13 protein-coding genes and 1 pseudogene are annotated in these 13,988 nt (G+C 64.5%); 7 read left to right on the top strand and 7 right to left on the bottom strand.

Going from position 1 to position 13,988, the window contains the following annotated elements; genetic code table 11:
• Positions 1-70 precede the first annotated feature (70 nt).
• Positions 71-1,276: a CaiB/BaiF CoA transferase family protein gene (locus tag H7J73_RS26455; RefSeq protein WP_264070799.1), complete on the top strand. Its 1,206-nt coding sequence runs from the start codon at positions 71-73 to the stop codon at positions 1,274-1,276.
• Positions 1,277-1,323: 47 nt separating this feature from the next.
• Here the strand turns inward: H7J73_RS26455 and H7J73_RS26450 are convergent, their stop codons facing one another.
• The 3 genes from H7J73_RS26450 to H7J73_RS26440 all read right to left on the bottom strand — a co-directional run bounded on the left by H7J73_RS26450 (position 1,324) and on the right by H7J73_RS26440 (position 4,971).
• Complete coding sequence (locus tag H7J73_RS26450; protein ID WP_264070745.1) at positions 1,324-2,772, bottom strand: NAD-dependent epimerase/dehydratase family protein; 1,449 nt, start codon at positions 2,770-2,772, stop codon at positions 1,324-1,326.
• A gap of 79 nt (positions 2,773-2,851) precedes the next feature.
• Positions 2,852-3,574, bottom strand: a complete 723-nt coding sequence (locus H7J73_RS26445) for an SDR family NAD(P)-dependent oxidoreductase (RefSeq protein WP_264070744.1) — start codon at positions 3,572-3,574, stop codon at positions 2,852-2,854.
• Positions 3,571-4,971, bottom strand: coding sequence for an alpha/beta hydrolase domain-containing protein (locus tag H7J73_RS26440; RefSeq protein ID WP_264070743.1), 1,401 nt, complete (start codon positions 4,969-4,971; stop codon positions 3,571-3,573). Before H7J73_RS26440 ends, H7J73_RS26445 begins: the two co-directional genes overlap by 4 nt.
• A gap of 167 nt (positions 4,972-5,138) precedes the next feature.
• Here H7J73_RS26440 and H7J73_RS26435 point away from each other — a divergent pair, with 167 nt between their 5' ends.
• Positions 5,139-5,735, top strand: coding sequence for a TetR/AcrR family transcriptional regulator (locus H7J73_RS26435; protein WP_264070742.1), 597 nt, complete (start codon positions 5,139-5,141; stop codon positions 5,733-5,735).
• On the opposite strand, the pseudogene H7J73_RS34040 reads toward H7J73_RS26435, so the two are convergent.
• Positions 5,713-5,796: pseudogene (locus H7J73_RS34040) on the bottom strand (3-hydroxyacyl-CoA dehydrogenase); the annotation flags it as partial. The gene H7J73_RS26435 and the pseudogene H7J73_RS34040 overlap by 23 nt on opposite strands.
• Entirely contained in the window at positions 5,793-6,935 is a 1,143-nt protein-coding gene (locus H7J73_RS26430) for an acyl-CoA dehydrogenase family protein (protein WP_264070798.1), read from the bottom strand. The pseudogene H7J73_RS34040 and the gene H7J73_RS26430, both read right to left, overlap by 4 nt.
• A 95-nt stretch (positions 6,936-7,030) precedes the next feature.
• On the opposite strand from H7J73_RS26430, the gene H7J73_RS26425 reads away from it, so the two are divergent.
• Positions 7,031-7,618: a TetR/AcrR family transcriptional regulator gene (locus H7J73_RS26425; protein WP_264070741.1), complete on the top strand. Its 588-nt coding sequence runs from the start codon at positions 7,031-7,033 to the stop codon at positions 7,616-7,618.
• A 6-nt stretch (positions 7,619-7,624) separates the two neighbouring features.
• On the opposite strand, the gene H7J73_RS26420 is transcribed toward H7J73_RS26425, so the two are convergent.
• Positions 7,625-8,071 (bottom strand): Lrp/AsnC family transcriptional regulator, encoded by a 447-nt coding sequence (locus tag H7J73_RS26420; RefSeq protein WP_264070739.1) that lies wholly within the window; start codon positions 8,069-8,071, stop codon positions 7,625-7,627.
• A gap of 161 nt (positions 8,072-8,232) precedes the next feature.
• On the opposite strand from H7J73_RS26420, the gene H7J73_RS26415 reads away from it, so the two are divergent.
• The 4 genes from H7J73_RS26415 to lpdA are packed head-to-tail and all read left to right on the top strand — an operon-like array spanning position 8,233 to position 13,100.
• Positions 8,233-9,345: a thiamine pyrophosphate-dependent enzyme gene (locus tag H7J73_RS26415; RefSeq protein WP_264070737.1), complete on the top strand. Its 1,113-nt coding sequence runs from the start codon at positions 8,233-8,235 to the stop codon at positions 9,343-9,345.
• Complete coding sequence (locus tag H7J73_RS26410) at positions 9,342-10,370, top strand: alpha-ketoacid dehydrogenase subunit beta (protein ID WP_264070736.1); 1,029 nt, start codon at positions 9,342-9,344, stop codon at positions 10,368-10,370. The genes H7J73_RS26415 and H7J73_RS26410 overlap by 4 nt, the downstream gene beginning before the upstream one ends.
• A 37-nt stretch (positions 10,371-10,407) precedes the next feature.
• A complete protein-coding gene (locus tag H7J73_RS26405; RefSeq protein WP_264070735.1) occupies positions 10,408-11,691 on the top strand; it encodes a dihydrolipoamide acetyltransferase family protein in 1,284 nt (427 codons plus the stop codon).
• Positions 11,688-13,100, top strand: a complete 1,413-nt coding sequence (gene lpdA / locus H7J73_RS26400) for a dihydrolipoyl dehydrogenase (RefSeq protein WP_264070734.1) — start codon at positions 11,688-11,690, stop codon at positions 13,098-13,100. The genes H7J73_RS26405 and lpdA overlap by 4 nt, the downstream gene beginning before the upstream one ends.
• A gap of 152 nt (positions 13,101-13,252) precedes the next feature.
• Here lpdA and H7J73_RS26395 read toward each other — a convergent pair whose 3' ends face one another.
• Complete coding sequence (locus tag H7J73_RS26395; protein ID WP_264070733.1) at positions 13,253-13,915, bottom strand: TetR/AcrR family transcriptional regulator; 663 nt, start codon at positions 13,913-13,915, stop codon at positions 13,253-13,255.
• Between the last annotated feature and the right edge of the window lie 73 nt (positions 13,916-13,988).

Below are 13,988 nucleotides of genomic sequence, written 5' to 3'. Positions count from 1 at the left end.
GACTCCGGTCCCTCCGACCTGCACCCCTACCACGACGGTTACAGTTTCGAGATGTCTCCTCAGGCGGTGAATCGTGTCTAGCGGCCCGTTGGAAGGGGTGCGCGTCGTCGACCTAACGGCAGTGGTGATGGGGCCGTACTGCACCCAAATCATGGCCGACATGGGCGCCGACGTCGTCAAGGTCGAACCGCCTGCCGGAGACAATGCCCGCTACGTTTCGGTCGGACCAGCTCCCGGCATGAGCGGTGTTTTTGTCAACGTGAACCGCGGAAAGCGCAGCGCGGTAATCGATCTCACCACAGACGAGGGAAAGGCCACGCTTCGGGGGCTGATCGCCAAGGCGGATGTCTTCATTCATTCGATGCGCTCCAGGGCGATCGCCAAATTGGGCTTCACCTACGACGATGTGGCGGCCATCAATCCGGCCATCATCTACACCAATTGCTATGGCTACAGCCGGCGCGGACCAGAAGCTGACCGTCCCGCCTACGACGACACCATTCAAGCTGAATCTGGACTCGCGGCCGTGCAAAAGCTTCTCACCGGGGAGACGACCTACGTCGGAACGATCGTGGCGGACAAGGTCGCAGGCCTCACAGCGCTCTACGCCACGATGATGGCGCTGTTCCACCGCGAGCGGACCGGCGAGGGCCAGGAGGTGGAGGTCAGCATGTTCGAGACGATGGCGTCGTTCATGCTCGTCGAGCACGCCAACGGCAGGATGTTCTCGCCACCGCCCGGACCCGCCGTCTACCCACGGACGGTGGCACCGAACCGCAAGCCGTATCCGACCAAGGACGGCCACGTCGCGGTGCTGATCTACAACGACAAACACTGGAAGGCGTTCATCGGCGCCGTCCAACCCGCCTGGAACAGCGAAGAGTACGCGACGCTCGAACAACGGTCCGCCCAGATCGACGTCGTGTACGGCCTGATTGCCCAGACGCTGCTGGAACGCACCACCGCCGAATGGCTGGCGCTGTTCGGCGAGCTGGAAATTCCCGTGGCACCGATCCAGACGCCCGACGACCTGTTCGACGACCCGCACCTCAACGCCATCGGCCTCTTCGAGACGGTGGATACCGAGCACGGACCGGTGCGCTTTCCCGGGGTGCCGACCTGGTTTTCGCGAACCCCGGGCCGAGTGGCCGGACCCGCTCCAGAGCTGGGCGCCCACACGGCCGACGTTCTCGCCGAAGTTGGCGCCCTGAGCGAGCCGCAATTCGACGCTGTCGATGGCCGTGTCGATGGTGGGCCGCAGGTGGGCCTTCCATAAGTCTGGCACTGACTCATCGCCGACTCCCCCAGGGTCCGGCGCGTGCCCTACTGCCTGGCGTCAGCAGCCGTATCCAGCTCGATCTGGGCCAGAAACTGATTCCGCTCAGCTTGCCGGCGGTAGCCGGCGGTGTCAGCGACGCAAACCGGGCACCAGTGCCCGCCCCGCAGGATAAGCCTTGGGCTACCGGTGAATTCGTGACCGTCTGCGCATTTCCAGGACAGCACAGTGGCGATGTCACCGTCGACGACGTCGGTCGAGAGCAACTCACCGCCGCGGAAATCAGCCACCCCGGCGTAGTCGGCCTTCCTCCATCCACCAGGCGCTTTGGTCTCGTCATAGCCGTGGTCGACGCGCGTGGGTGAGCGGTCGGGCCGAGGCGGCCAGAAGGTGCTCCAATCGCCGATCTCCTCCCACTCCTGACGGGAACCGAAGTATGCGGCGATCTTCTCATCGTCGCCGTCCCGGATGAACGCGATGGTGCCGCGCGGTTTGAGCGTCAGCGGCTTGAGGATCAGGTTCTTGACCAACCACGGGGGGATCCGGCCCGCGATCTTCATCGTGGGTTTGGCGGCGACTGCACGTTGCAGGGTCGCCTCGAAGGTATCGGTGCGGAACGGGACAAGCTTCTCCAAGTCATCGGAGTCGGTGTACCACTGACCGTGAAAATTCTTGGTGGCAAACCAGTTCCGGTCATACCATTTGCGCACATCACGCAAACCGAAGGCCGCGGTCATACGCGTCTGCAACTCCCAGTTGGTCAGTCGCCAGCCGTCCCCGCCGCCGATATTGTAGATATCGCCCCACAGCTGCTCGGGGACATCGTCCTCACACAGGTTGGCCACCAGCCGGGCCGAGTCCTCGGCTGACACCCACTCCATCACTCCGCCGAACGGCGAATGCGTCATGATCGGATCCCTAATCTCCAGCATCCCTGGATGAAAGATGCCCGTCTGGCGCAACCAGACCCATTTCGGCAGGCCCGAGTCGACAAGTTCCTTCTCCGCGATGATCTTGCTCTGGCCGTATCCGTCGAAACGCGCCGGCCGCAGTGGATCCCCGATGCGACCCCAATGGTGCGGCGGGTTGCGGTCCCCCGTCTCGGCGATGGTTCCCACCCCGATGACGCCGATTTGCTCCGGGTTGGGCTGTGCCTGCACCGCGGCCACGATGTTGCGCATGCTTCCGACGTTCACCCGAAGCGCCAACTGCGGATTGTCGTCTCCGAGGGGTGACACGACACCGCCCAGATGCACGACGAAATCCGCGCCGGCCACGCAGGCCCGGACTGCTGCGTAGTCGGTGAGATCTCCGAATCGCACATCCAGGTTCTTCATGTCCTCATAGCGGCCGATCACCTCGCGGTCCGCCGGTGTGGGGAGCACCAGAGCGATCACGTCGAATCGGTCGGCCCGTTTGGCGAACTCAGCAAGAGCGAAACGCCCCCAATTGCCTGTCGCACCAGTCAGAAACACCCGCTTGCGTTGTCCGGACATGTCATCCTCCAATCAGATAGATAGGTTCGAGCTTGTGGCGAGCGGTCGCCGTCGTCGATTCGGAGTTTTTGTCGACCACTTACCAGAGGGTTCCGCGGTCGACCAGCAGCGCCGCACCGGTGATGGATCGGGCGGAGTCAGAGGCCAGGTAGGCCAGCGCGTCGGCGATGTCGGTCGGCTCGATGACTCCGGACAGCACCGGGTTGAGTCGGGTGAACACCATCGGGTCGACGCCGGGTGGCACCATCGCCGCGGCCGCGTCGGGGTTCGGTAGCGGGCCCACACCACCGGGACAGACGCAATTGACTCGGATGTGTTGCGGCGCAAGTTCAACTGCCATCGACTTCATGAAGTGCAGCAACGCCGCCTTCGATGCGCAGTACGCCGACATGTACGGCTGGCCCTGAAGCCCGGAGATCGACGCGACGCTGACCACGTTGCCTGCGCTCTGCACGAGGTGCGGCAGCGCCGCCTGTGTCACCAACATCGGTCCGGTCACGTTGACGGCCATGATGGCGTTCCACCGGTCGAGCGTCATCTCCGCCAGTGGGGCCATACCCCCTATACCGGCGACGTTCACCACCACGTCGAGCCCGCCGAGTGCTCCGACGGTGTGGTCAATCGCTGCCCGCACGGACGCGGGATCGGTGACATCGCAGCGGATCAGGCCAGCGCCCTCAGTTATGTCCACTCCCACGACCGCGGCGCCCAGCGTCTGGAACAGCTCGACGGTCGCGGCGCCGATGCCCGATGCCGCACCGGTTACGAAAACCCGCTTACCGTCGAGTTGCTCGATCGTCACCAGGTGACCTTTCTGGCGATGCTGATCGCTTGTTGAACGTCCTGCGCCAGCAGTACGCCGCGTTCCTGCGCGCCGCGTGCCTGCATTTCGAAGGCGCGGTGGTAGTTGGCGGGCTCGCCATACAGCCCGGTGAGCTGATCAGCGGTAAATGGGTAAGTGCGGCCCGCGTCACCCAGGCACTCACCGCGCCAGTCGTAGCGGGCGATCGGCACATCAACCCACGGGCTGCGCAGACCACCGAGAGCATTGCCGTGCTCGTCGACCTCCTCACTCGCAGCTGGTGGCTGCCCAGTCCGCACCAGCCGCGCAAAGCTGGGCGCCGGATGTTGCTCTGCTGCCCAGCGATTCACTGCGACCAACGCTGCGCCTGCGATGTACTCCAGCGGAAAGGTGTTGGTGTAGTCGGCAGGACAGATCGGGGACTCCACGCCGAGATCGCGTTTGGTGGCCGCTGCCACCCGGACCATATACGCACCGGTGGTGTGTGCGCTGCCCGCCGGCTCCCAGAATCGCAGGTAGGGACCTTCCGGCTGATCGACTGCTTGGACGGCGGCGGTCATGGTGTTGAGCACGATGGTCGGCACGTTGATATCGGTGCGCAAGCACAGGCCGGCCGGCGACTGCACGTCACCGGAGAGCCCGACACCGGATTCAGCCACATCCTGCAGAAGAAAGCCATCGAAGACGCTGTCCCGGTGGTGAATTCCGTTGATGTAGTGCTGCAGCCGATCCGCCGCGATGGTGTTGCCGACCGCAACGACCCGGTGCACCTCGAGCCCGGGCAGCGGATCGACCGCGCCGTCGCGCTCGGGCCCTACCGCGCGGCCGATCTGGGAGAGCACGTCATAGCACAAGTCGGAGCTCGGAAAACGCAGCCGTGCATACCGATCCGCATCCCATTCGATCATCGCGGGTCCCGGCCGAAGTTTCATGCCCTGGTACTCGACCTCTTGGCCACCGGTCGCATCGACGCTTTCATGGTGCAGGGACGCACCCACCCAGGCGAAGCCTTCGCGCATCAGGGTCTCGGCGTTCCACCGGAAGTTGGTATCCCGCTCGGTACCGAAGTACTCCTGCATGAACTCGACGACGACGGTTCCGTTGAATCGCTCGGCACTCGGGCGGCGGACCAGGATGCGGGTGGTGAAGTCGGCCCCATCAGTGGCAACGACGTTCCAATGCCCGTCGACCCCAAGCGTCGTACCCGGCGCCGGGGCGAAGGTGGCCGCGCGACCGGAGACGAAGTATTCGGCCTCGCAATAGCCGTACTCGTCGAGATCCACGATCGACGACGAGTACGGCCGTCCCCGACCGCCGGTCACCGGTCCGCGGATCGAGAGCCGGCCCACGCCGGCATCTCCGTCGCGGCCCTTGCGTTGCGCGAAACTCGTTGGCACGGCGGCTCCCCAGGTCGATACCGAGCTTGATTAGCCACGTGGCTACCTGCTCACCTCTGCCAATGTAGCCATGTGGCTACAAATCGGCAACGTCGCACCTCCCGGCCGTCTGGATTGCCGGCGTTGACGTTTACCGGCCGATCCGCGCGGGCCGCTAGGGTAGCCGCATGGCTACGAAACGCGCCAAGCCGGCGACCCCGCCGAAGCCGACCGGTCCTTCGGTCGTTCCCGCGATACTCACCGCAGCGGCCGAGCTTTTCGCTGATCAGGGACCCAGCCAGACATCGCTGCGGCAAGTGGCCGCACGGGCGGGAGTGAACTACGGGTTGGTGTTTCGCCATTTCGGCACCAAGGAGCAACTCGTCGGCGCTGTTCTCGATGACCTCGGCCGCAGGGTTGCCGATCTGATCGGCAGACATATCACTGGCCCAGAGTTCGATGCCGCCGTCGACATCCATTCCCGCGTCATGGCGCGTGCAACGCTCGATGGCTACCCGACTGACACATTGCAGACATCACATCCGGGAATCGCTGTCCTGATCGACGAACTCAAAGAGCAGCACGAAACGGACCTCGACGCACGACTGGCAGCTGCGCATTCGGTTGCCCTGCAACTGAGCTGGCGACTCTTCGAGCCCTACCTACGTTCAGCCACCGGACTCGGCGAACTCCCATCGAGCGAGCTGAACGCGGCGATCGACCAAGCCGCGGCGGTGCTCGGGGCCGCCGGCACAAGCACGGCTACCGAGGTGCCATCCGGATAGCACCGTCCAAGCGAATGGTCTCGCCGTTGAGCATCGCGTTGCTCACGATGTGCACTGTCAACGGGCGGCGAGGGTGCGGCTGATGACCAACCGCTGAATCTGGTTGGTGCCTTCGAAGATCTGCGTGATCTTCGCTTCTCGCATATAGCGTTCGACCCGGAAGTCGCGGGTGTAGCCGTATCCGCCCAGCACCTGCACGGCGTCGGTGGTGACCTTCATAGCAGCGTCGGTGGCGATCAGTTTGGCCACCGAGGCCTGCCGCGAGTAAGACAGCCCGGCGTCTCGTCGACGTGCCGCATCCAGATACATTGCGCGGGCAGAGTCGACGGCGGCGGCCATATCGGCAAGCAGGAATCCCAACCCTTGGTGGTCGATGATCTTGCGCCCGAATGTGCTGCGCTCATGCGCGTAGGAAACGGCTTCGTCGAGAGCGGCCTGAGCCAGCCCGACTGCCACCGCAGCGATACCGAGACGCCCGGAATCGAGTGCGCTGAAAGCGATCTGCAGCCCCTGGCCGTCGACGCCGATGCGGCGATCGGAGGCGACGAACGCGTCGTCATAGTGGGCCGAGGTGGTGGGCACCGCGTGCAGTCCCATCTTGTCCTCGGGTTTACCGAAGCTCAATCCCGGAGTGTCTCCGGCTACCAGGAAGCATGTGATGCCCTTGCTGCCTTCGTTGGTACGGGCGAACAGGGAGTAGAAGTCGGCGATGCCGCCGTGGGTGATCCATGCTTTGGCGCCACTGATTCGATAGCCACCCTCGGCGGGCACGGCCTTGCAGGAAAGCGCCGCGGCATCGGATCCGGCTTGCGGCTCGGACAGAGAATAGGCACCGATCATGTTGCCGCCCAGCATCTCCGGCAACCACTTCTGCTTCTGCTGTTCGGTACCGAACGCCAGCAGTGGATGACAGGACAGGCTGTGGACACTGACCGCGACCGCGATGGCCGCCCAGCGCGCCGCAATCTCCTCCAGCATCTGAAGGTAGACCTCGTACGGTTGCCCGGCGCCACCCCATTCCTCGGGGAACGGCACGCTCAGCAGCCCGGCTTCGCCGAGGGTGGCGAACACTCCCGCCGGATAGGTCTCACTCTTCTCGTGGCGGTCGACAATCGGCTCCAGGACCTTGTCGGCGACCGCGCGGGTGAGCTCGATGAGCTCGCGGGATTCCTCGGTCGGCAGTAGACGCTCGACGGCCATGTGAACCTCACTCAAGCTGGAAATGATACTGAAGTACGCCGGACAGTACTGTCATCGCGGCAGTACTGCAAGCAGCCGGCCAGTACTATGTGGCAATGCAGCGCGGGGAACGCCAGGTCGAGTTCGCCACCCGCCGGCGTACCCAACTCTTCGACGAGCTGGTCACACTCTTTCTGGCCCAGGGCTTTGCGCGCTTCACCCTCGATGACATCGCCGCTGAGCTGCACTGTTCGAAGTCCACGCTCTACACGCTCGCCAAGAGCAAGGACCAACTTGTCCGCGCCGCCACCATCCACTTCTTCCGGGTGGCGACCGAGCACGTCGATTCACAGATTGTCGGCCACCAGGACGCCCGCGCTCGGATCACGACGTATCTCACTGCAGTGGGCTCCGCACTGGAGCGAGCATCGGACACCTTCATGGCCGACTTGGCGGACTTTGCGCCCGCTCGAGAGGTGTATGAGATGAACACGCGGCTGGCGGCGGCCCGGGTTCAGGAGTTGATCCACGAGGGCGTGGTCGACGGCACCTTCCGCGACGTCCACGCCGCATTCGCCGCAGACCTGGTGACCACCATGATGGTTCGCATCCAACAGCGTGGGGTGCGCGCCAGCAGTGGCCTCGAAGACGCCGACGCCTACCGGGAACTGGCCACGATTCTGACCAACGGGATCAGCTCGTAAACTCCGTCAGTCACTCGACAGCCGCGCTGCAGAACGGTCCCACGTCGACATCACGATGAGGCTTTTCGTTCCGGACACCAGACCCGTGCTCCGGATCGCGTTGACCACGGTCTGCAGGTGCTCGACATTGCGAACCTTGAAGCGCAGCAATGCATCTGGATCGCCGGAGATGGTGAAGAACTGTTGCACCTCGGGAACCTGCCGCGCGATCTCCTCGATCTCACGGGTGTCGACGCTACCCACCAATCTGATCTCGGTGAATGCCTCGATGCCACCCGCTGCCACCTCGTCGATGACCGCCACATACCCCTTGATGACGCCAGTGGACTCCAATCGCGCGATCCGGCGGGCTACCGGGGCATTGGTCAGGCCGACCTGCCGAGCTATATCGCTCACCGCCGCACGCGCGTCGGTCCGCAGAATATCCAGAATCTGCTGATCAATCTCGTCCACAGTCGTCCCCTCGATCACATTCAGCCGTCTCGAGCAGGATATTGCACTCCGGGTTGGGTTGTTACGCCATGATTCTGCGCGCTGAGCCGGTTTGACGCTTAGTGATTGCGCTTCGATAGGACCCATGGCACTTTCGACGATGTGGAAGAAGAGCCGCTGAGATGTCAGTGACCGAGCTAGCCGGACCCGCAGCCATATGGAGCGTGCTCGGAGCCGACGGCACCATCGCCACAACCGATCTCGGTGTCGAACACGCCGCGTTGGACCTGCGCCGAGCGCTCCGCGACATGACCCTCGCACGGCGAATCGACACTGAAGCGATCGCATTGCAACGCCAAGGCGAGCTCGGACTCTGGCCGTCGATGCTCGGACAAGAAGGCGCCCAAGTGGGGGCGGGCCTATCGCTGCGGCCGCGTGACGTCGTCTTCCCCACCTACCGCGAACACGCCGTGGCATGGTGTTTCGGCGTCGATCCGGTACAGCTGCTCGGCCTGTTCCGTGGCACCACGATGGGCGGGTGGAACCCCGCCGAACGGAACTTTCAGCTCTACACGCTGGTGATCGGGGCGCAGACACTGCACGCTGTGGGCTACGCCATGGGTGTCGTGCGCGACGGCGACGTCGGTACCGGCGACGCGCAGCGGGATCGCGCGGTCCTGGTTTTCCTCGGCGACGGGGCACTGAGCGAGGGCGAGTCCAACGAAGCGTTTGTGTGGGCCGCCGCGCAGAACCTGCCCGTGGTCTTCTTCTGCCAGAACAACCAGTGGGCCATCTCCGCGCCTTTCTCCGTGCAAAGCCGGGTGCCCGCCGCGCAACGGGCGGCCGGCTTCGGGTTCCCCGGAGTCCGGGTCGACGGCAACGACGTCATCGCTTGTCACGCCGCCACCCAACGCGCGCTGGCCGCTGCACGGGCCGGCAACGGGCCGACTCTTATCGAGGCGGTGACCTACCGTCGAAATCCCCACACCACCTCCGATGACGATCTGCGCTACCGGAGCGCCAGCGACAACGACCACTGGAGCGCACTGGACCCGATCGCCAGGCTCCGTCGATACTTCGCCGCCCAGGGTGGACTGGGTGAAGAGTTCGAAGCCACCCTGGCAGCCGACGAGCAGCAACTCGCGCAGCGGCTGCGCACCGGGTGCCGCGAACTGCCGATGCCCCAAGCCGACTCACCGTTCCTCACCACCCTCGAGCACATGCCTCCCGAACTGGCCCGTCAGCGCGAGCAGCACCTCGCCTTCGTCAACGCCGGTACCGAGGCACACCCGTGACCGCAACACTCGCGACCACCACTGCCGAGACCACGACACCCGAGACCACGACGTCGCGAAAGGCACTCGCGCACGCACTCAACGACGCACTGCGCCACGAGCTCGACACCGATCCGAAAGTTCTCCTGGTAGGTGAAGACATCGGCCCGCTCGGCGGAGTCTTCCGCGTCACCGACGGCCTGGCCAAAGACTTCGGCGAAGACCGGGTGGTGACCTCCCCGCTGGGCGAAGCCGGCATCGTGGGCAGTGCCATCGGCCTGGCCCTGGCCGGCTACCGCACCATCGTGGAAATCCAGTTCGACGGGTTCGTCTTTCCGGCCATGAACCAGATCGTCACGCAGCTCGCCAAATACCGGCATCGCTCCGAGGGAAACATCAGCCTGCCGGTCGTCATCCGCATACCCGTAGGTGGCGGCATCGGAGCCATCGAGCACCACAGCGAATCACCCGAGGCCTATTTCGCCCACACGCCCGGATTGAGAGTGCTGTGCCCGTCCACCCCGCAAGAGGGATATACCCTCCTGCGGGCGGCCGTGCGGTGCAGCGACCCGGTGGTCTTCCTCGAACCCAAGAAAATCTACTGGGGCAAGGGCGAAGTCGACTTCGACGCTCCCACAGCCGATCTGAATACGGCACGCACCGTCCGCCGCGGCGACGCACTCACCATCGCAACCTACGGGGCACTGGTCTCCACCGCTGTCAAGGCCGCTGACGAGATGGCCCGCGACGGCCACGAGGTCGAGATCGTCGACCTGCGAACGCTGTCCCCGCTCGATCACGGCACCGTCGTGGAGTCGGTGCGCCGCACCGGCAGGCTCGTGATCACCCACGAGGCTTCACAATCCGGCGGTATCGGAGGAGAACTGGCCACACGCGTCCAGCGTGAGGCGTTCTACGACCTCGAAGCACCAGTTCTGCGAGTCACCGGGTACGACACCCCCTATCCGGCAAGCCGGCTCGAAGCGGACTGGCTACCCAATCTCGACCGGCTGCTCGATGCCTGCGACGCCAGCCTCTCTTACTGATCACCGTCCGCCGAACTTCCCGCCCAGGAGAACACCCGTGACGACGCAAACCGTCCAGCAGTTCCTGCTGCCCGACGTCGGTGAGGGCCTCACCGAAGCCGAAATCGTCACCTGGCGTGTCGCCGCGGGTGACACGGTGGAGGTCAATCAGATCATCGTCGAGATCGAGACCGCCAAATCACTGGTCGAACTGCCCTCCCCATACTCCGGCACTGTCGTCGAACTCTGTTCGCAGCAGGGCGAAACCGTCGCTGTCGGCGCGCCGATCATCGCCATCGCCACCGGTCACGATGCCAGTGCTCGCAGTGAGAATGCCACGGCGCCGGCAGCCGAATCCGATACCGATGAGCCCAAGCTGCTCGTCGGCTACGGCGCCCGCGAGGAAGACACGCCGCGCCGACGCCGGCGCGACCACGTCGGGACAGCACGTCCTCGCGCAAAGCCGCCGGTGCGCAAACTCGCCGAGGTGCTCGGGGTTGATCTTGCCACCGTGCCGCCCAGCGGCGACGACGGCGTGGTCCTGCGCACCGATGTGCTCGCCGCCGCACAGACCCGTGAGGCCTCCCCCGCACCGGCAGTGGAGCCACCGGCCTCGGACATGGCCAAACCCGCTGTCGGTGAAACACGCATTCCCATCAAAGGCGTTCGCAAGCACACCGCGGCGGCGATGGTCGCATCGGCGTTCACCGCACCGCATGTCACCGAGTTCGTCACCGTCGACATGACAGCGACTCTGGAGTTGCGTGACCGGGTTCTTGCGCGCCGCGAGTTCCGCAAGACCAAAGCGACACCCCTGACGTTCGTAGCTCGCGCCTACCTCCATGCGCTTCGCCGCACCCCGATGGCCAACGCCCGCTGGGATGAAAAAGCACAAGAGATCGTCCTTCCCGCCCAGGTCAATCTCGGCATTGCGGCGGCCACACCTCGCGGGCTGGTGGTGCCCAATATCAAGGCCGCAGACCGACTGAGCCTGCGTGAACTCGCCGACGCCATCAACCAGCTCGCCCAGACCGCCCGAGCCGGCCACACCGCACCCGAAGCGATGGCGGGCGGCACCACCACCATCAGCAATGTCGGCGTGTTCGGAGTCGACACTGGGACACCGATCCTCAATCCCGGTGAGACCGCGATCCTGGCGGTGGGAGCCATGCGGCGGACCCCGTGGGTCGTCGGCACCGGAGGAGACGAGCGCATCGAGCCGAGATCTGTTCTACAACTTGCGCTCTCCTTCGATCACCGGGTGCTGGACGGCCAGGAGGGTTCACAGTTGCTGGCCGATACGGCGGCCATCCTGACCGATCCGACGGAAGCTTTCCTGTGAGCGCTGCAGCCGAGGCGCCGCAGCACTTCGATGTCGTTGTGGTCGGCGCAGGTCCCGGTGGCTATGTCGCCGCGATCCGCGCCGCCCAACTCGGTAAGCGGGTGGCCATCGTCGAAGAACGGTACTGGGGCGGAGTCTGCCTCAACGTCGGCTGCATCCCGTCGAAAGCACTGTTGCGGAATGCCGAGCTCGCCGACATCTGGCGCCGGCAGGCCGACCACTTCGGTATAAGGGGACAATCGCATTTCGACTATGCACGCGCCCACGAACGCAGCCGCGAAGTAGCCGACGGACGCGCCGAGGGCATCCACTACCTCATGCGGAAGAACAAGATCACCGAGATTTCCGGGCGCGCACGTTTCACCTCGGCGTCCACGCTGGAAGTCACCGCACCCGACCGTAGCGCCAGCATCATCGGGTTCACCGACGCGATCGTGGCTACCGGTTCCCGCCCCCGGCTACCCGAGGGCGTCACCACCTCGGCCAACGTGGTCACCTACCAGGAGATGATCCTCGACCCCACAATGCCCGCATCTCTGGTGATCGTCGGCGGCGGCCCCATCGGCATGGAATTCGCTTACATTGCCGCCAACTTCGGCGCCGCGGTGACGATCCTGGAGTATTGCGACCGCGTCCTTCCCCTCGAAGACGCCGACGTCTCGAAGGAGATATCCCGGGCATACCAACGCCTGGGCGTGACAGTCCACACCGACGCACGCGTCGACAAGGCCGACGACCAAGGTGAGCACGTCGCAGTCACCTGGACCACGGGCGGAACATCCCACACCGTGGAGGCTGCGCGCGTACTTGTCGCCACCGGCTTCGCCCCCAACAGCACCGACCTGGGTTTGGAGGCGGCAGAGGTCGACACCGATAGTCGGGGCGCCATCGCGATCGACGAGCGCATGCGCACCACCAATTCGCACGTGTACGCCATCGGCGACGCCACCATGAAGCTCCAACTTGCGCACGTCGCCGAGGCGATGGGCGTCATTGCCGCCGAAACCATCGCAGGGACAACAACAATGCCGATCGGCGACTACCGCATGGTGCCGCGCGCAACCTTCAGCCGGCCACAGGTCGCCAGCTTCGGGCTGACCGAGGAACAGGCGCGCGCCGAGCACGAAACCGTCCGCGTTTCCAGGTTCCCTTTCACCGCGAACGGTAAGGCGCACGGTCTCGGTGAGCCTGTCGGCTTCGTCAAACTGCTCGCAGACGAGCACGGCACTCTACTCGGCGGCCACCTCATCGGCCCCGACGTCGCCGAATTACTACCCGAACTGACACTGGCGCAGAAGTGGGAACTCGGCTCTTTCGAACTATCCCGCAACATCCACGTGCATCCGACCCTCGGCGAAGCGCTCCAAGAAGCCATTCACGGCCTCGAAGGCCACCTGATCAACTTCTGACAAGCCGATAGCGACTCCACGGGATGCCGAAATGCTCGGCACCGTCGCGCATCGCTTGCACCCCAGCCAGTTTGGCCACGGCTGGCCCAACCATCAGGACGGTCAGAATTGCCGTCAACGTCTAGAACGCGTAGATCGTCGAGCTCTCCGTTTCAGGCGGCTGAAGTGGGTTCGGCGAACGCGTCGATATCGGGTAAGTCGCGTTGGCACATCTCACGCGCTTCCTCCGCAGGCACGCCGAACAACCGCAGCACATCTTCGGTGAGCTTGTCTGCGGCCTGGGCGTCGTCGCGTTCGGGTTGCTCACGCAGCAATGTGCCCAGTCCCATGATCGCTCCACCCGCGACCGCCAAGGCCAGTTCCGGATCATCGACGTGGAAGCGCCCCGCAGCGACCGCAGCGTGGATGTCACGCAACGCCCGCGGGGCCAGCCCACGCTTGGCGGTGACCAGATTCAACCTATTGCTGAGGAGGATCAGCGCCTCCTGTGGACGCCGGCGAAACAGACGACCTGTCAGACGAAAGCTGCACGCAAATGCCTCGGCGGGATCGTCTATCGATGCGGTGAGCGCATCCATCAGCGCACCATGGGCATCGAGTGCCTCGAAGACAGCCGCGTCGAACAGTTGCTCCTTGGTGTCGAAATGGTTGTAGAACGACCCCATTCCGACATCTGCTGCCTGCGTGATCTCCAAGACGGGCACGTTGAGCTTGCCTGCGGCGATGAAACCCTGTGCGGCCCTGATCAACGCGGCGCGAGTGCGCTGCTTGCGGCGTTCCAGGCGAGTGACGGGCTCGCCGGGTTGATCGGTCACAGCCACCTCCGTTATCGCTGACGGCTCTAAAAATAGCAGGTTCAGTCACTACTGACGATTTCATCAAAATAGC

Origin of the sequence: Mycolicibacterium komossense (assembly GCF_025822605.1) — a bacterium.
GTDB classification, from domain to species: domain Bacteria; phylum Actinomycetota; class Actinomycetes; order Mycobacteriales; family Mycobacteriaceae; genus Mycobacterium; species Mycobacterium komossense.
The sequence above is the reverse complement of the archived record's forward strand: the minus strand, read 5'-3'. Positions and strand labels throughout refer to the sequence as shown.